The organism is Spongiibacter tropicus DSM 19543 (assembly GCF_000420325.1).
GTDB classification, from domain to species: domain Bacteria; phylum Pseudomonadota; class Gammaproteobacteria; order Pseudomonadales; family Spongiibacteraceae; genus Spongiibacter; species Spongiibacter tropicus.
In genome coordinates this window covers 194,794-211,991 of the sequence record NZ_ATUS01000005.1, presented here as the reverse complement: position 1 = coordinate 211,991, position 17,198 = coordinate 194,794, and the positions used below count along the sequence as shown (strand labels likewise).

14 protein-coding genes and 1 tRNA gene are annotated in these 17,198 nt (G+C 57.9%); 3 read left to right on the top strand and 12 right to left on the bottom strand.

What is annotated here, in order from left to right; all coding sequences use genetic code 11:
* Positions 1–24: 24 nt before the first annotated feature.
* From G411_RS0117290 to G411_RS0117255, 8 genes are all read right to left on the bottom strand, one after another.
* Complete coding sequence (locus G411_RS0117290; protein ID WP_022960468.1) at positions 25–1,152, bottom strand: efflux RND transporter periplasmic adaptor subunit; 1,128 nt, start codon at positions 1,150–1,152, stop codon at positions 25–27.
* A 193-nt stretch (positions 1,153–1,345) separates the two neighbouring features.
* Positions 1,346–3,307 (bottom strand): alkaline phosphatase D family protein, encoded by a 1,962-nt coding sequence (locus tag G411_RS0117285; RefSeq protein WP_022960467.1) that lies wholly within the window; start codon positions 3,305–3,307, stop codon positions 1,346–1,348.
* A gap of 167 nt (positions 3,308–3,474) precedes the next feature.
* Positions 3,475–3,567, bottom strand: a tRNA-Ser gene (locus tag G411_RS0117280).
* Positions 3,568–3,694: 127 nt separating this feature from the next.
* Positions 3,695–3,877 (bottom strand): carbon storage regulator CsrA, encoded by a 183-nt coding sequence (gene csrA, locus G411_RS0117275; protein WP_022960466.1) that lies wholly within the window; start codon positions 3,875–3,877, stop codon positions 3,695–3,697.
* Positions 3,878–3,953: 76 nt separating this feature from the next.
* Positions 3,954–5,183 carry an aspartate kinase gene (locus G411_RS0117270; protein WP_022960465.1) on the bottom strand — a complete coding sequence of 410 codons (1,230 nt, stop codon included), beginning with the start codon at positions 5,181–5,183 and terminating at the stop codon, positions 3,954–3,956.
* A gap of 84 nt (positions 5,184–5,267) precedes the next feature.
* Complete coding sequence (alaS, locus tag G411_RS0117265) at positions 5,268–7,889, bottom strand: alanine--tRNA ligase (RefSeq protein ID WP_022960464.1); 2,622 nt, start codon at positions 7,887–7,889, stop codon at positions 5,268–5,270.
* A 126-nt stretch (positions 7,890–8,015) separates the two neighbouring features.
* Positions 8,016–8,201 (bottom strand): Trm112 family protein, encoded by a 186-nt coding sequence (locus tag G411_RS0117260; protein ID WP_022960463.1) that lies wholly within the window; start codon positions 8,199–8,201, stop codon positions 8,016–8,018.
* Positions 8,202–8,242: 41 nt separating this feature from the next.
* Positions 8,243–9,052, bottom strand: coding sequence for a M23 family metallopeptidase (locus tag G411_RS0117255; protein ID WP_022960462.1), 810 nt, complete (start codon positions 9,050–9,052; stop codon positions 8,243–8,245).
* A 111-nt stretch (positions 9,053–9,163) separates the two neighbouring features.
* Between G411_RS0117255 and greB the strand changes: the two genes are divergently transcribed.
* Together greB and G411_RS21045 are read left to right on the top strand one after the other, a co-directional pair.
* Positions 9,164–9,682 carry a transcription elongation factor GreB gene (greB, locus tag G411_RS0117250; protein WP_022960461.1) on the top strand — a complete coding sequence of 173 codons (519 nt, stop codon included), beginning with the start codon at positions 9,164–9,166 and terminating at the stop codon, positions 9,680–9,682.
* Positions 9,683–9,694: 12 nt separating this feature from the next.
* Positions 9,695–11,017 (top strand): alpha/beta hydrolase, encoded by a 1,323-nt coding sequence (locus G411_RS21045; protein WP_022960460.1) that lies wholly within the window; start codon positions 9,695–9,697, stop codon positions 11,015–11,017.
* A gap of 16 nt (positions 11,018–11,033) precedes the next feature.
* Here G411_RS21045 and G411_RS0117240 read toward each other — a convergent pair whose 3' ends face one another.
* From G411_RS0117240 to G411_RS21035, 4 genes are all read right to left on the bottom strand, one after another.
* Positions 11,034–11,609, bottom strand: a complete 576-nt coding sequence (locus G411_RS0117240; RefSeq protein ID WP_022960459.1) for a DUF1134 domain-containing protein — start codon at positions 11,607–11,609, stop codon at positions 11,034–11,036.
* Positions 11,610–11,690: 81 nt separating this feature from the next.
* Entirely contained in the window at positions 11,691–12,290 is a 600-nt protein-coding gene (locus tag G411_RS0117235; protein WP_022960458.1) for an NUDIX domain-containing protein, read from the bottom strand.
* Entirely contained in the window at positions 12,283–12,909 is a 627-nt protein-coding gene (locus G411_RS21040) for a uracil-DNA glycosylase family protein (protein WP_022960457.1), read from the bottom strand. Before G411_RS21040 ends, G411_RS0117235 begins: the two co-directional genes overlap by 8 nt.
* A gap of 54 nt (positions 12,910–12,963) precedes the next feature.
* Positions 12,964–14,040 (bottom strand): peptidoglycan-binding domain-containing protein, encoded by a 1,077-nt coding sequence (locus G411_RS21035; RefSeq protein ID WP_084495655.1) that lies wholly within the window; start codon positions 14,038–14,040, stop codon positions 12,964–12,966.
* Between the two features lie 243 nt (positions 14,041–14,283).
* Between G411_RS21035 and gcvP the strand changes: the two genes are divergently transcribed.
* The gene (gene gcvP / locus G411_RS0117220; RefSeq protein WP_022960455.1) at positions 14,284–17,157 is read left to right on the top strand and encodes an aminomethyl-transferring glycine dehydrogenase; all 2,874 of its coding nucleotides are present in this window, start codon (positions 14,284–14,286) and stop codon (positions 17,155–17,157) included.
* Positions 17,158–17,198 lie beyond the last annotated feature (41 nt).

Sequence of the window (17,198 nt, the reverse complement as noted above, 5' to 3'; positions counted from 1 at the left end):
CGTATTCGCGTCGTCTCAGAGACATCAGCCCTGCGGGGGCGTCGGCGCCAGCTTGGCTTGCGGTTTCAACGCGTTTTCGATCATTACCGGCTGACCACTGCGCAGCTTCAGCAGACCACTGCTGGCAACTTCGTCGCCCGCTTCCAGCCCGTCAATAATTTCAATGTAATCACCACGCGCCTCACCCAGTGTGACAAAGCGCTGGATTACTTCCAGATCGCCTTCCTTATTGCCCTCTTCCTGAGGACGGATGGCATAGACAGAATCACCGTAAGAGGTGTACTGAATCGCCGTGCGAGGTAACACCAAGACATCGCGTGGTACGTTCAAGTCGACGCTGACCTTGGCATACAAACCGGGTTTAAGCAGCTTTTCCGGATTACTCAAGCGTGCACGCAAATCAAAATTTCGGGTCGCCGGGTCGATTTTTGGCTCTACCGCTATAACTTCCCCGGTGAACTGACGGTTGCCCAAGGCATCCACCACAATCGTCACAGTATCGCCCGGCTGAACTTTGCCCAGCTGCTTTTCGGGCAGTGAGAAGTCCAGTTCAATGGGATCGAGCGCCTGCAGCGTCACGATGGCATCACCCGCGCGAAGGTATTGTCCAACAGAAACACGGCGGATACCCAGCTCACCGGCAAAGGGCGCCCGCAATGTTTTCAAATTCACACGCCCCTGCTGCGCGTCAGCCGCCGCCTTGGCCACTTCCGTTTCCGCAATTGCTGTATCGTATTCAGACTTGGAAATCGTACCGCGCTTGAACAAGGCCGCCCGACGTTCTACTTCAATCTCGGCGAGCTTGGCCTGGGCTTTTAAACGCGCCAATTCACTGCGCTCGGCGACAGACTCGAGGCTGAGAAGCTGATCGCCCTCACTGACCGTTTGTCCCGACTCAAAATCAATCGAGGTGACCGTCCCGTCCATCTCCGCCGTCAGATCGGCCCCGCGCACCGCCACCAGACTGCCCACCGCGTTGAGAGTCGATGCCCATTGCTGCGCTTCCACTTCGCTGCTGGACACACTGACCGCAGGTGTCGGCATATTATCGATAAACTCGTTCATCATGCTGTTGCCGAACCACTTCATGCCGAACACACCGCCAAACACCACGCCGCAGAGCAGCAGCATAATAAGCATCCGCTTTGTCATTGTTCTTCCTTTCATCTCTGTTTGAGCAGGTACACCCGACGCGGTATAGCGCAAAAGTGCGTGACGTCAGCGCGGCGTAGGCCATCTGGTAAAAATGCACGCGCGAGCAACGGAGCAGCTTATCAGGATGGCTACCCGAAGTGGATTAATAATTTTACAGGTTACAGCCTATAAACCCTTATTTTTGAAGGGCTTATAAACTGTTATACCACTGGCGTAAACACCGCCGGCAGTTCGGGGCCGGTGCGGGAAGGTCCTGACGAAGCCCTACCGTTGCGACTCTGGAGAAGGGACCGCGCTCCAACAGCCCCGGATTACCCCGGCGGTTGTCGAACTGGCGAATCAATGTCTGCTCATCACTTCGCACCGGCGCAGGCACCTCCCACAACTCCATCACATGACGATCATCAGTCAGGTGCGTCAGGCCGTAGCCGTAAGTGCGCCAATTAAAATAGCGAAGATTATTGTTCGCCAGTGGCGCAACCCCTTCCAGCACACGAACGGCCGTTTCACCCAAGGGAAGATAGCGCTGACGAAAGGTCTCGTAGTCGTCGTGCACCGGACCACCCTCCGCCGCTTCATAGAGAGCACCAGCCACCACTTCTCCCCCGCCGGGCCGCCCCATCGATGACGGGACCAATTCTACACCCACGGTTTGCAGCGTCCCCGCCGGGCCATTGTCGGCAATAGCAGGCACATAACTGGGTAAGGACGGATCTTCAATCAGATCGTGGGCAAACCAGCCATGGCTGTCGCCGGAAAAGACGATGTTGTCGACAATACCCTGCTCGCGCAGAAAGCCATAGAACTCTCGGCGTGAAGCAATATAGCCTCCCCAGCCATTGGTATAGAGCTCCGGGCCGGTAGCTTCTGAGCCAAACAAGGTCTCCAGAAACGGGATACTCTCAGTGGTGCCGAGCTGCGACATATTGATCTGGTTAACAATGATGCGGAATCGCGCCTGCCGCGTATTCGCCGATGCCAACAATAGCTGCTTCAACCATTCGGTCTGACGATCGCCCAGCAGCTTACCCATTTCCGAAGCGGCACTGTCGTCACGGAAGCGTCGGATATCAATCAATACCACATCAGCCAAATCGCCGTAGGGGAGATAGCGGTAATCCAGTAAAGCCTGCTCTCCAGCAGGGGCCGCTACCTGCTCGTTGGCCGCAGGCGGCGGGCCAAATTCCCCCGAACCATCGGGCAGCGGCGGTCGTGAGGGCGTCCACAGCCAGAACACTTCCGCAGCGTCGCTTTGACTGAACAGCACCCCCGTCTCGGGATCTTCCTGATCATCAAAGTCGTGCTGATCCGGCATGATGGCAAAGGCTACGCTCTGGTGCGCGCGCAGCAGATCGGGGTCGCTGTAATACAGCGCGTAGCGCCGGCAGCACTCGTCGCGGTTATGCCAATGGCGAAAATCGACATAGTCCAGATCAAAGCGGTCATTGCGCGCACGATACCAGCCCTTGCTGTCGACAAACTCGTAGACGTAATCTCCGGCGTGACAGAACAGGTCGAGATCGTTGCGCTCCGCAATGCGCGCGTAGGGATGAAAGTCCATGTTCCAGTACGATGAACAGGACGCGTGGGCGATACGCAGATCGTCAACACGGTCACCGGCTTTCGGCGCGGTGCGGGTCCGGCCGATCGGCGAACTGCGGCCCAGCGCGGCGAATGCATAATAGTAAGTCGTCGCCGATGCCAGTCCGGCCGCATCAATTTTCACCGTCCAGTCGCGCTGCCGATCGGTCACGACTTCCCCACTGCCGACGATCTGCTGAAAGTCCGGGTCCGTTGCGATAGCCCAATACACACTGACTTCCCGCAAGCCCTGCGGCGCCTCGACCCGCCATCCCCGCTCATCGGGAACCGTAATGCGCGTCCATAGAATCACCCGGTCAGCCAATGGGTCACCCGACGCGACACCGTGGCCAAATGGCAAAAGCGCCTCTACGGCAGGATAGTCCCAACTGTCTGGCACCGTGAAATCAACATTGAGGTCAGGCTCTCCCGGCTCGGGCACCTCACCGCCGCCATCACTGTTATCACTGCCGCCATCGACCGTTTTGGGATTAAGTGTTGTATCACTCCCGCAAGCGGTCAGTGCGGCGGAAGACATAATCAATTGAAGTAGTTCGCGGCGGGACAACATAGGCAACCTCATTACGCCAACCGGCGCTGCCAGAAACAGGATATGGCTGTGCAGGACGCACAAATGAAGCTGGGAGCCTAGCGAGTAACAATGACACGCTCATGACAATACTGAGCAATGCCACAAATAAAAAAAGCCCTGACCTTTCGATCAGGGCTTTTCAAATATGGCGGAGAAGGAGGGATTCGAACCCTCGATGAAGCTATTAACCCCATACTCCCTTAGCAGGGGAGCGCCTTCAGCCACTCGGCCACCTCTCCGGGATGTTCCAGCATAATGCTGGCGGTTTTGCTGCTAAGGCCTTGTTTTCAAAAGCGTGTTAGCAACGAAACGCGCGGCATAATACCATACTCAGCGAAGAATCAAAGGCCTTGACGGCAATTTCCGCTATTCTTTGTTACCGTCTTTTTCACCTTGAATGCGATCGTAGATTTCCTCGCGGTGAACCGCGACGTGTTTGGGGGCATTGACACCCAATCGCACTTGATTTCCTTTTACACCCAGTACTGTCACGGTGACTTCGTCACCAACCATGAGCGTCTCACCAATACGACGAGTCAGTATTAACATGTAGGTTTCTCCTTTCCAGAGTCCGTGTCCATACCCCGTGGCGTATCCCTATGCAACGCAGCAATCGTCTCTGTTTTTACGTTGAAGGCTCTTTATCCAGATCAAAAGCTGCGTGAAGAGCCCTCACCGCCAGCTCAAGATATTTTTCGTCAACAACCACAGAGATCTTGATCTCCGAGGTGGTGATCAACTGAATGTTGATCGACTCTTCTGCCAGGGTCTTGAACATCTTGCTGGCAATGCCCGCATGCGAACGCATACCAACACCGACCAGGGATACTTTGGCAATCTTGTTGTCTGTTTTGACCTCGCGAGCGCCGGTTTTCTGCACCAGTTCCCGAACAATCGCTTCAGCCTTAGCCAGGTCATTACGGCTTACCGTAAATGTCAGATCTGTAGTGTTGTCTTCGGCAACGTTCTGAACGATGACGTCGACCTCAATATTGGCATCGCTGACCGGGCCCAATATCTGATACGCAAGTCCCGGAGTATCGGGCACGCCTAAAACTGTAATTTTTGCCTCATCGCGGGTAAACGCGATACCCGAAATCGCCGGGTTTTCCATATCTGAATCTTCCTCAAGACTGATCAAGGTGCCTGGGCCTTCTTCGAAGGCGTGCAGCACACGCAGCGGTACACTGTATTTTCCAGCGAATTCCACCGCGCGAATCTGTAATACCTTTGAACCCAGACTGGCCATTTCCAGCATTTCTTCAAAGGTAATACGCTTCAGGCGGCGCGCATCACCAACCACCCGCGGATCGGTGGTGTAAACACCGTCAACGTCGGTATAAATCTGGCACTCATCGGCCTTCAGCGCAGCAGCCAGCGCCACGCCCGTGGTATCAGAACCGCCACGCCCCAGCGTGGTGATATTGCCGTCCTGATCCACGCCCTGGAAACCGGCAACAACAACGACATGTCCTGCAGCCAGATCAGCGCGGATACGTTTATCGTCAATTTCCTTAATCCGGGCTTTCGTGTGCGCCTCATCAGTCAGGATTCGCACCTGACTTCCAGTATAGGAGCGAGCACCAACGCCGAGGTCGTGAAGAGCCATGCACAGCAGGGAGATAGTCACCTGCTCACCGGTGGCAACCAGTACATCCATTTCACGGGGCGTCGGCTGGTCCTGCATGGCTTTGGCCATGTCGATCAAGCGGTTGGTTTCACCGCTCATTGCCGACACCACAACGACCACGTCGTGCCCGTTTGCTTTGAATCCCGCGACCTTTTCGGCCACTGCTTTTATACGTTCAATGGTACCGACCGAGGTGCCACCGAACTTTTGAACAATCAGACTCATCTTTTCTTTCTGCAAATGACCGCCCCGTGCGGAGGGCGCCCATTAAACAACAACTCCAGAATAAAGGAAACGGCTTCTCAGCCCCTATACGTGGTTCACGTATTCCTTGGCAACTGCCAATGCCTGAGGAATCCCAGCGGGGTCGGTGCCGCCGCCCTGCGCCATATCCGGACGACCGCCACCTTTCCCGCCAACGGCCGCCGCCGCCTGCTTCATGATCTCACCCGCCTTGAAGCGCGATGTGAGGTCTTTGGTCACACCGGCCACCAGTGCGACCTTGTCGCCCTCGGCACTGGCCAGCAGCAGAACACCGCTACCGAGTTTGTTTTTGAGTTGATCCATGCTGTCGCGCAGGGCCTTGGCATCGGCGCCTTCGATCTGCACCGCCAATACTTTTACACCGTTGATCTCTTCGACTTCACTCATGAGATCGCGGCTGCCTGCCGTCGCCAGCTTGGCTTTCAGACGCTCCAGCTCTTTCTGCTGCTCGCGATTGGCGGCCAGTAGCTGAGACAGCTTGCTGTCAAAGTTTTCCGGACTGCTCTTCAGCGCGGAGTAGGCAGATTGAAGGCGGCGGCGATCCGCATTGGCTTCCGCCAGTGCGCCCTCCCCGGTCACCGCTTCGATACGGCGCACACCAGCGGCAATACCGGACTCCGCCACAATGCGCATCAGGCCGATATCTCCGGTGCGCTCAACGTGGGTACCGCCGCAAAGTTCGACCGAGAAATCCCCGCCCATGCTCAGCACACGAACGCTGTCGCCGTATTTCTCGCCAAACAGCATCATGGCACCGCGCTCGCGGGCGGTGTCGATATCCGTTTCCAGCGTTTCAACGGCCGTATTGCGGCGAATTTCCGCATTAACCATATCTTCAATGGCCGCGAGTTCTTCCGGCTTCACCGCTTCGCCATGAGCAAAGTCAAAACGCAAACGCTCGGCAGTAACCAGCGAGCCTTTCTGACTGACGTGATCGCCCAGTACCTGACGCAGCGCCGCATGCAGCAAGTGCGTGGCGGAGTGATTCAGTGCCGTCGCCTGACGGATCGATGCGTCCACCAGCGCCTGTACGGCTGAGCCTTCGGACACCTGCCCCTCGGCAACGATACCGAGGTGCACAAAATGGGCACCGGCTTTCTGGGTATCGCGAACTTCCACCCGCAGGCCATCAGCCGAGATCACACCGCTGTCCCCCGCCTGCCCACCGGACTCGGCGTAGAACGGCGTGCGATCCAGCACCAGCACAATTTCCTCGCCCTGCGAGGCACTGGCAACACGCTTGCCATCCTTGAGAATGGCAAGCACAGTCGCATCGCTTACCAGGCCGCTGTAACCCAGAAACGCTGTCTGCCCGTCGAGATCGAGTTCGATATCGGCATCCATTTTAAAGTTGGAGGCAGAGCGGGCGCGCTCGCGTTGGGCGTCCATCGCCGCTTCAAAGCCATCCATATCCAGCGTCAGGTTCTGCTCACGGGCGATATCGGCGGTGAGGTCAACCGGGAACCCATAGGTGTCATAGAGGCGGAAGACCGTTTCACCGGGAATCTGGCTGCCCTCGAGCCCCTCCAGATCCGCTTCGAGAATACGCATGCCCTGATCCAGCGTTTTGGCAAACTGCTCTTCTTCCGCCAGCAGCGCCTTCTCAACCTGCGACTGACGCTCACGCAGCTCAGGGTAAGCCTCGCCCATTTCCGCGGCCAGAGCGTCGACCAGTTTGTAGAAGAACGGGCCTTCTGCCCCCAACTTATTACCGTGGCGCGCCGCGCGGCGAATGATACGGCGCAGCACGTAACCGCGCCCCTCATTGGAGGGCAACACACCATCGCAAATGAGGAATGCGCAGGAGCGGATATGGTCTGCAATCACCCGCAGTGACGCATGCTCCAGATCGCTTGCGCCAACCACCTTCGCCGTTGCCGCAATCAGATTGGCAAACAGGTCAATTTCGTAGTTGCTGTGCACACCCTGCATCACCGCAGAGATGCGCTCCAGGCCCATGCCGGTGTCCACCGAGGGCGCGGGCAGCGGGTTCATCGTGCCATCGGCATCGCGGTTGAACTGCATGAAGACGTTGTTCCAGATTTCGATGTAGCGGTCACCGTCTTCGTCGGGGCTACCCGGAGGGCCGCCAGCTACGTCTTCGCCGTGGTCATAGAAAATTTCGGTGCAAGGTCCGCAGGGGCCGGTGTCGCCCATCGACCAGAAGTTGTCCGACGCGTATTTCGCCCCCTTATTGTCACCGATACGCACCATGCGCTCGGCGGGCACGCCCACTTCTTCATTCCAGATTTTGTAGGCCTCATCGTCGTCGGCATACACCGTCACCCACAGCCGCTCGCTGTCGATGTTCATCCAGTCTTTCGAGGTCAGAAATTCCCAGGCAAATTGAATTGCATCACGCTTGAAATAATCGCCAAAGCTGAAGTTACCCAGCATTTCAAAGAACGTATGGTGACGAGCGGTGTAGCCAACGTTCTCCAGATCGTTGTGCTTACCGCCGGCCCGCACGCAGCGCTGGCTGCTGACCGCTCGGCTGTAGTTGCGCTTGTCGCGACCAAGAAACACGTCCTTGAACTGCACCATGCCCGCATTGGTAAAAAGCAGCGTCGGGTCATTGCCGGGCACCAGCGAACTGCTGGCAACAGGGGTGTGCCCTTTGCTTTCGAAATAGCGGATAAAGGCATCGCGAATGGCAGCGCTTTTCATTAAAACGGTCTCACTCCGGAGTTCTGATTAAACGAGAAACGCCGGACGAAAACGTCCGGCGAAAGAGGAAAAGTATAGCGAAATCACCGAGGTTTGTATGCTACCGAAACCCCGGTGCAGGGATGTTCAGCCGAGTTTTTCGTCTGCACTCAAGGTTCGCGCTTCGGATTCCAGCATCACCGGAATACCATCGCGAACCGGATAGGCCAAACCGCTGGCTTTACACACCAGCTCATTGCGCTCTGCATCGTATTCCACCGGCGCTTTGCTGACGGGACAAACGAGGATTTCCAACAGTTTTTTATCAATCATTACATGTACTCAAATTCATTGTTCAGCGCCGCAGCAGACTATTACTGCGACATCTCGGGCATTTCACCGACCAGCAACTGCGGATCCAGACGCTGGCCAAACCAGTTCAGTCGCCAGTCGAGATGTGGCCCCGTTGCGCGGCCGGTGGCGCCGACTTCGGCAATCGCCTGTCCCTGCGCAATTTCGTCGCCCTCGTTCACCAGCACTTTGCTGAGGTGAATGAAAGTCGAGGAAATCCCCTGGCCGTGATCAATAATCAGCGTCCCACCGGAATAAAACATCTCGTCGTGAACCAGCGTCACCAGACCACTCATCGGCGCGGTGACCACGGTGCCGGTTGGTCTAGCCACATCCACACCGTAGTGGGGCCGGCCGGGCGTGCCATTATAGACACGCTGACTGCCGAAAACACCCGTTACCGGCCCACTCAGCGGCCATACGAAGTCACCGGTAAAATCCTGACGGGGCTCATAGTGCTGACGCGCCTTGCGCACCAGCGCGGCCTCGCGGCGAATGCGCTCCAACACATCCGCCGGTGGTGTCACGGTTTTCTGGGGAACGCCATTGACGCGCTGAATCGCGTATTCACGCTGCTCGATAGACAGCATTTGCGTCTGACAGGCATCACCCCGGCAGATTTTCAGTGGCACAGACGCCGGCGCATCGCGGTCAAAGCCCGCCGCGAACACCCCGTTATCGGCGACAGCCACCGTGTATTTCCCGAGTTCCACACGGCTACCCGGCTCAACCTTCCCCCAGATCATTCCACCCTGAATCAATGAGCCATTCAGCTCCACCGCCTGAGCCGATACCGACAACACCAGTACCGCCAGCGTGATAAAACCTCGCATCTTTCACTCCCTTCTCGCGGGGCTGCAAATCGTTGCCCCCTATTCATCGCCGATACCATATCGCGATATGATCCGCCGTTCAGCTATTTCGTCCTGAGGATTGTTGCACCCATGAGCCGCTACCGCCCTCCCCGCGCCCGAGGGTCTCGCTATATTACGCCCGAAGGCGAGCGTGCGCTGCGAGAAGAACTCAGGCAACTCTGGAAGGTCGAACGCCCCCAGGTGACCGCTGCGGTGCACGAAGCAGCCAAGAATGGCGACCGCTCTGAAAACGGCGATTATATCTACGGCAAGAAACGCCTGCGGGAAATCGACAGCCGGGTGCGCTTTCTCGGCAAACGCCTAGACGAACTGAAGGTGGTCGACACCCTCCCCAGCGACCGTGACAAGATTTTCTTCGGCGCCTGGGTCACACTGGAAGACGACGACGGCGAAGAGACTTGCTACCGGATTGTCGGTCCCGATGAATTTGACCTGGCCAGCGGCAAGCTATCGATGGACGCCCCACTGGCTCGTGCCATGCTGGGAAAGCGGCTGGATGACGAAGTGCTTGTTAGCACGCCCACCGGCGAAAAATGCTACTACGTCTGCGCGATTCACTACGGCGATAAGCCGGACACCAACACATAAGGAGAACGGGCTATGTTGCTGCTATCACTGTTCTGGGCCTGGCTGAGCTGGAATGCTTACCACCCCTGGAAAGGCAAGCCGGAGATGATGGGGATTATCAGCTTTATCTTCGGAATGCTGGCGGGTGAGCTGGGGCTGCACATCATTGCTATCAACGTCGTTCTGACGCTGGGTATTGTCACCTTCGGCGAGTTGGAGGGCTTGGCTGACAGTCTCGGCCTGCTGATTGCCATGCTGAGTTGGCTGGCGCTGGCGCGCTTCTATTTCCAGTCAGCCAATGCAGAGCCGGTAATGCGTGGCGCTATCTGTGAAGCGCTGGACAGCGAAACCTACCCCGACACCCCGGACGACATCCTGCATTACACGCCGGACTTCGAACGCCTACGTAATCCGGTGGCCTTCAAACACCCGCGCCTGAAACTTCATCGCAATGTTCCCTACTGCAAGGTCGACGGCCGAGATTTACACCTAGACATCTACCAGCGCCGCGACTACCCGAAAAACGCGCCGGTGCTGTTGCAGATTCACGGCGGCGCCTGGATGCAGAATCTCGGCAGCAAGGAGCAACAGGGCCTGCCGCTGATGACGCAACTGGCGCTGAACGGCTGGATCTGTGTTGCCGTCCAATACCGCCTCAGCCCGGGCGCCACCTTCCCCGACCACATTATCGACTGCAAGCGCGCCCTGCTGTGGGTGAAAGATCATATTGCCGACTACGGTGGCGACCCCGACTTTATCGTTGCCACCGGTGGCTCGGCAGGCGGGCACCTGAGCAGTCTGCTGGCCCTCAGCGCCAATGCGGACTGTTTTCAGCCCGGCTTTGAGCACCGCGACACGCGGGTGCAGGGCTGTATTCCCTTCTATGGGGTTTACGACTTCCTGAACAGCAAGCATCAGCGCCACAACGAAGGTCTGGAACAATGGCTGGCTGAACGCGTCGTCAAGAAAACGCGCAGTGAAGATCCGGAACTCTGGGAGCGCGCGTCACCGGTGTCATGGGTGAATGGCGATGCACCGCCGTTCCTGATTATTCATGGCGACGCCGACACGCTGGTGCCCGTCAAGGAATCCCGAGAGCTTTACCACATGCTGAAGGCCGTCTCGAAACAAGGCGTCGGCTATGCGGAACTACCCGGCGCTCAGCACGCTTTTGAGCTGGTGATTTCACTGCGCAGCCAACTGGTCGTCAACGCACTCTGTGACTACTGCTACGTGCTTCACCAGCAGTACCTGGGCGAAAAGGTCAGCCTGACTAGCGACAACAGCAACACAAGCAGCAGTGATAGCGACAACCGGAATAACGACAACGAGGAAGGCGAACCCAGCCCGGCATAACGCCGGGCTGGGTCAATTAGAAGGGATTCCAGGAAGCTTCCTTGGTGAATTGCAGGTAGCCCACATTGGCGCCAGTTCGCAGGCCTACCCCGGTACGAATCGGCGCGACGACCGTGTCGCCACTGCGCAGATAGTTCACGCCTACCCCGGCAGCGTAATACACACTGCCTTCAACGCCGGGGAAGCGCTGATACAGGGTTTCGGCGTCGTCCAGATTGTAGATCAGCGTAAAAACTTTCGAGGCGTTGCCACCCATATCAAAGCCCACTGACGGCCCCTGCCAGAAAATTGCCCGCGTCTCACCGTCGAGCATTTGCAGCTCACCCCGCCCGTAGCGCAAACCCACCACAATGGCCGCCGACACTTCCTCGCCCACCACGATGGCATTGGGCTCGCCCTGTTCCTCAAAGACTTTCTCTATGGCGCTCGCCAAGCCCTTGCTCGTTTCACCGAAGAAAGCCCCCGCTTTTTCCATGACCTGCTCTTTGCTGAAGCCCTCATTCTGGGCATCGGCGCCCTCTTCGGCGGTCGCCGAAAGCGGCAGCAATGTCACCAGCAATACCCAAATCCCCAGCCATTGGCGATACGGCATAATCTGTTCTCCTCTAATTTCCCCAGCACCTGTTTGTCTGTCCTGACACACTACGTTTAGTACGCCGACTTGCGCCAGTGTTCAATCAGGACAGCTTTTCATTGCGGCAATCACTGACTGCAGATCGCCGCGATGCCGATCAAGCAAAAGCCGCAATTTAAGCAGTGCCGCTACGCTCAAGGCATCGGTGATCTCCCCACACATCGCCATCTCCACCGCTTCACCCAGCGGCAGACGACGCACTTGCAAATCCTCGGTCTCTTCCGGCGCAGTCTCTCCCGGCGTCAGCTCCAATGCCAGAAATACATCGGCGACTTCATCGGTGCAGGAATTGCTGGTGTGCAGCTGAGCGTAGTGATACAGCGCCGCGCAGCGCAGGCCGGTTTCCTCTGCCAATTCACGCCTGGCGGTATCCGCAGGGGATGTGCCCAGTGGCGCGCCGCCCTCGGGAATTTCCCAGCTATAGCTATCCAGCGGATAGCGATGCTGCCCCACCAAATAGGTATAGCCGTCGTCATCCAGCGGCACCACGCCAACTGCCGTATTTTTAAAGCAGACTTTGCCGTAAATACCCTCGGTCTTGCCCGGCGTGGTGACACTGTGGTGCTCCAGTCGCAACCAGGGGTTTTCGTACACCGTGTCACGGCTATGCTGAAGCCAGGGGCCAATCGATTTAGTCATCAGGAGAAATCTCGGTAACGGGAAGGTAGGGATCAAGTATCCCGCACAGGCGCGACTGCAAAGCGGGCACGATCTCGTCATCAAACCAGGCATTTTGACGAAACCAGCGAATATTGCGTGGCGAGGGATGCGGCAGGCACAGAAAATCGCCGTCCAATGGCTGATTCCGCACCCGATCGGTCAGCGAAAGCGGCTTTCCGCCTTTTTTGACATCCGGCAGATAATAGCGCTGGGCGTACTGCCCAATCAGCAGGGTGAGCGCGATGTTCGGCATATGCTCACGCAAACGCTGATGCCAAGTGGGCGCACACTCTGGCCGGGGCGGCAAATCACCACTGCGCCCTTTACCGGGGTAGCAAAAGCCCATCGGCATAATGCCAAGCTGAGGATCGTGGTAAAAACGCTGCCGGTCCATCTGCAGCCAACCGCGAAGGCGGTCACCCGAGGGGTCATCCCAGGGTTTGCCGGACGCATGCACGCGCGTACCCGGCGCTTGCCCGATGATCAGCAATCGGGCGTCAGCACTGAGTTGAACAACGGGGCGAGGCCCCAGTGGCAGATGCGCTTCGCAAAGGCGGCAATGCCGCACCTCGCTCAGCAATTCAGAAAATGCGTCCATGGCCGCATTCTGCGTTGGCGCGAGGTTGGGAGCAAGCCAACACCCGCGCCGCTATCAGAACGCAATGCCCAGTGATTGAATGGTTTCAACCGAGAGACGCCCGGTTGCCAGTCCCTGCTTTTGTTGGAAGGCATGAATGGCCGCCTCGGTGCGCTTGCCTAGAATACCGTCAGCATAGCCCGCGTCGAAGCCGCGCTCGTTAAGCTGTTTTTGTACCTGGCGAAGCAGTTTGTCGTCGTCCAGGTCACGCTTGCAGGGAATTTGACGCCAGACCAGCTCCTCGTCGGCAATTTTTTCGCGATAGCTATATTCCTCGTACTCTGCGGGTACCGGCACACGAATCAGCTTGGCGGGCTCCACCACCTTCTGCACTTTCACGGTTTTGTACACCGCGGGTACTTTGACTTCCACGGTGTGTTCCGGTTGATCGACAACGCGCTTGCGCACGGTTTCGAACACGGCGGGCTCATGAATGGTGCGGTATTCCGGAGGCGACACCAATACCTGCCGTTCTACTGTGCGGTATTTTGCGGGGATTTCTACCTGATGGAGAATCTCGCCGGTTTCCTCATCGATCTTTTCCAGCTCACCGCGACCCGGACGCCATACCCACTCTGCCGGTTTCACCAGAATTTTTTCTTCGCGGCTCTCATACTCGGCAGGGCGCACCAGCTCCTGACGTTGCTTGGCGGGGAGCACTTCGGTGCGCTCCTCTACCCACTTATAGGTCGCGGGCACCAGCTCCAGCTTGGTATAGGCCTCGCTGACAACCACTTGCTCTTCCTGCCACTCCGTTCGCGCAGGCTGCATTTCCAGACGCTCGGTCGCCTCTTTAACAATACGACTGGCCCGGCGGTCGATATATTTCGGCGGCGTCAGCATACGCGCATAGCACGCGCCCGTCTGGGCGTTCGGCGGCATGGCAGGCAGACCGCCATCCTGTTCACTGCGCGCCTTTAACTTTTCTATCTGAATCAATGCATCGGCCAGGGCGGTTTCCAGCGATGCCATGCGCTCGCCATCGGGCACCGCTTCCGGCGCAACCTGTCCAGACGACTGAACAGGGGTCAACGAGCACGCCGTACACATCACTGCGGCGGCAAGAGGCAAAAGAGAAAGGCGAAAAGACATAGAATGTTCCGTTTCCGGCGGCGGTTATACTGGCGTTTAGCACTGATTTTTCAATCTTATAACGAAATCCCTAAGGCACGCGACCCCCTCAAATGAAATCTTGCACACAGAAGCGGATAAGTTAGCGAAATGAACCGATAAAGCCTGAAAATATGCGTTCCTGGCGCATTAATGCCGACGAAATGTGGCCTGTAATGTGCTTTAATAGCGCCGTTTTTTACTCTACTCAGGCCGCGCTCAGCTATGAAACACACCCTCTCTCAATTCAGCGACGCCAGCGAATTCACGCAGCGCCATATCGGACCCGGCAACGAGCAGGTCTCCGCCATGCTTCACCAGCTCGGCGCGCCATCGTTGGACGCACTGATCAGAGAGACCGTGCCCGCCAGTATTCTTCGCGATTCACTGCCGCTGCCAGACGGTGTCAGTGAACACGATGCGCTGAGCGAGCTGGCCGCCATCGCCGGCAAAAATCAGATTGCCCGCTCGTTTATCGGTATGGGGTACTACGGCACTCACACCCCCAAGGTCATTCTGCGCAATGTGCTGGAAAACCCGGGCTGGTATACCGCCTACACACCCTATCAGCCAGAGATTGCCCAAGGGCGCCTGGAAGCCCTGCTGAACTTCCAGCAGATGGTTATTGACCTGACCGGACTGGATTTGGCCAACGCCTCGCTGCTGGACGAGGCCACAGCCGCTGCCGAAGCCATGGCCATGTGCAAGCGCGCGGCCCGCAAAAACAAGAGCGACGTCTTTTTTGTGGATGCCCAATGCCATCCGCAGACTCTCGCCGTACTGAAAACCCGCGCTGACGCCCTCGGACTGGACATTCACGTCGGCGACGCCTTCAGCGAACTGGAAAATACCGAATGTTTCGGTGTACTGGTGCAGTACCCTCAAACCGGCGGCGAGTTGCGCGACCTGCGCGCACTCTGCCAGACCGCACAACAGAAGGATTGCCTGAGCGTGGTCGCTGCCGATCTACTCAGCCTCGTATTGCTGACCCCTCCCGGCGAGCTGGGTGCCGACATTGTCGTGGGCAGCGCCCAGCGCTTTGGCGTGCCGATGGGTTTTGGTGGCCCGCACGCCGCGTTCTTTGCCACCAAAGACAAGCACAAGCGCTCGGTGCCCGGCCGTATTATCGGTGTCTCCGTCGACAGCCGTAGCAAGCCCGCCCTGCGCATGGCGATGCAAACCCGCGAGCAGCATATCCGCCGTGAAAAGGCGACCTCGAATATCTGTACCTCGCAGGCACTGCTGGCCATCATGGCCGTGTTCTACGCGATTTATCACGGCCCCGAGGGCCTCCGCCGCATTGCCCTGCGCACCAACCGCATGACCGGCATTCTGGCAGCGGGCCTCAAGCAACTGGGCTATTCAAGCAATGAGCAGTTCTTCGACACACTCAGTGTCGATGCGCAAGGCAAAGCCGGCGCCATCGCCGATGCCGCCGAAGCGCAACTGATCAACCTCCGCCGCAACGGTGACTCACTGGGCATCAGCCTGGACGAAACCACCACTCGTGACGACTTGCAGGCCCTCTGGTCGCTGTTCGCCGACGGCCAGCCGCTGCCTGATATCGACGCACTGGATGCCGAACTGGCCGCTCTGCCGGGCATCCCCGAAGACTTGCAGCGCCACAGCGAAATTCTCAGCCATCCGGTGTTCAACAGCTATCACTCAGAAACCGAGATGCTGCGCTACATGGCGCGACTGGAACGTCGCGACATCGCACTGAATCACTCGATGATTGCGCTGGGCTCCTGCACCATGAAACTCAACGCCACCAGCGAAATGATTCCGGTCACCTGGCCGACGCTGGGAAACATCCACCCCTTCGCGCCGGTATCGCAGATTCAGGGTTACCTGCAGTTAGTCGATGAGCTGGAAAAACAACTGGTGGAATGTACCGGCTACGACAAATTCTCCATGCAGCCCAATGCCGGCTCACAGGGTGAGTACGCCGGGCTGCTGGCGATTCGCCGCTACCACGAAAGTCGCGGCGACGTGCAGCGTGACATCTGCCTGATTCCCAGCTCTGCCCACGGCACCAACCCGGCATCAGCAGCAATGGCAAGCATGCGCGTGGTTATCGTCAACTGTGACAAGCTGGGTAACGTCGACATCGACGACCTGCGCAGCAAAGCTGAACAGCACAGCGAGCAACTCGCCGCCCTGATGGTGACCTACCCGTCCACCCACGGTGTTTTTGAAGAAGGTATCCGCGAGATCTGCGACATTGTTCACCAGCACGGCGGACAGGTCTACGTGGATGGCGCCAATATGAACGCCCTGGTGGGCCTCGCCGCCCCCGGCCATTTCGGTGCCGACGTATCGCATCTGAACCTGCACAAAACCTTCTGTATTCCTCACGGCGGTGGCGGCCCGGGCATGGGTCCCATCGGCGTGAAAGCGCACCTGGCGCCATTCCTGCCCAATCACCCGGTCCAGCCTATCGCCGGATTGAATGCCGATAACGACACGGTATCAGCCGCTACCTACGGCAGCGCCAGCATTCTGCCGATCTCCTGGATGTACATCCGCATGATGGGTGGCAGCGGCCTGCGCCGGGCCACAGAGGTTGCCATTCTCAACGCGAACTACATGGCTAAACGCCTCGGCGAACACTACCCTGTGCTGTACACCGGCAAGATGGGTCGCGTAGCTCACGAGTGCATTATCGACCTGCGCCCATTAAAGGAAAGCAGCGGCATCAGCGAAGAAGACGTGGCCAAACGTCTGATGGATTATGGCTTCCACGCGCCCACCATGTCGTTCCCGGTGCCCGGCACACTGATGATTGAGCCCACAGAAAGTGAATCCAAGGCGGAGCTTGACCGTTTCTGCGACGCCATGATCAGCATTCGCCGTGAGATTGCCCGCGTCGAAGCCGGTCAGTTACCCGCCGACGACAACCCGCTGGTCAACGCACCGCATACCCAGGCCGACGTCATCGGCAACGACTGGACTCGCGCATATAGCCGCGAGGAAGCCGCCTGGCCAGCCAGCTACCTGAAAGACGCCAAGTACTGGCCAACGGTCAACCGCATCGACAATGTCTACGGCGACCGCAATTTGATCTGCTCCTGCCCGCCGGTTGACAGCTATCGCTAAGCACCGGCTTATCAGCCTTGGACTCCACGGGAGGGCGCAAT

What these genes read in the sequence shown, in the direction of transcription:
- G411_RS0117290 (WP_022960468.1), bottom strand. Translation starts at nt 1,152, where the DNA reads ATGACAAAGCGGATGCTTATTATGCTGCTGCTCTGCGGCGTGGTGTTT.
- G411_RS0117285 (WP_022960467.1), bottom strand. Translation starts at nt 3,307, where the DNA reads ATGTTGTCCCGCCGCGAACTACTTCAATTGATTATGTCTTCCGCCGCA.
- csrA (WP_022960466.1), bottom strand. Translation starts at nt 3,877, where the DNA reads ATGTTAATACTGACTCGTCGTATTGGTGAGACGCTCATGGTTGGTGAC.
- G411_RS0117270 (WP_022960465.1), bottom strand. Translation starts at nt 5,183, where the DNA reads ATGAGTCTGATTGTTCAAAAGTTCGGTGGCACCTCGGTCGGTACCATT.
- alaS (WP_022960464.1), bottom strand. Translation starts at nt 7,889, where the DNA reads ATGAAAAGCGCTGCCATTCGCGATGCCTTTATCCGCTATTTCGAAAGC.
- G411_RS0117260 (WP_022960463.1), bottom strand. Translation starts at nt 8,201, where the DNA reads ATGATTGATAAAAAACTGTTGGAAATCCTCGTTTGTCCCGTCAGCAAA.
- G411_RS0117255 (WP_022960462.1), bottom strand. Translation starts at nt 9,052, where the DNA reads ATGCGAGGTTTTATCACGCTGGCGGTACTGGTGTTGTCGGTATCGGCT.
- greB (WP_022960461.1), top strand. Translation starts at nt 9,164, where the DNA reads ATGAGCCGCTACCGCCCTCCCCGCGCCCGAGGGTCTCGCTATATTACG.
- G411_RS21045 (WP_022960460.1), top strand. Translation starts at nt 9,695, where the DNA reads ATGTTGCTGCTATCACTGTTCTGGGCCTGGCTGAGCTGGAATGCTTAC.
- G411_RS0117240 (WP_022960459.1), bottom strand. Translation starts at nt 11,609, where the DNA reads ATGCCGTATCGCCAATGGCTGGGGATTTGGGTATTGCTGGTGACATTG.
- G411_RS0117235 (WP_022960458.1), bottom strand. Translation starts at nt 12,290, where the DNA reads ATGACTAAATCGATTGGCCCCTGGCTTCAGCATAGCCGTGACACGGTG.
- G411_RS21040 (WP_022960457.1), bottom strand. Translation starts at nt 12,909, where the DNA reads ATGGACGCATTTTCTGAATTGCTGAGCGAGGTGCGGCATTGCCGCCTT.
- G411_RS21035 (WP_084495655.1), bottom strand. Translation starts at nt 14,040, where the DNA reads ATGTCTTTTCGCCTTTCTCTTTTGCCTCTTGCCGCCGCAGTGATGTGT.
- gcvP (WP_022960455.1), top strand. Translation starts at nt 14,284, where the DNA reads ATGAAACACACCCTCTCTCAATTCAGCGACGCCAGCGAATTCACGCAG.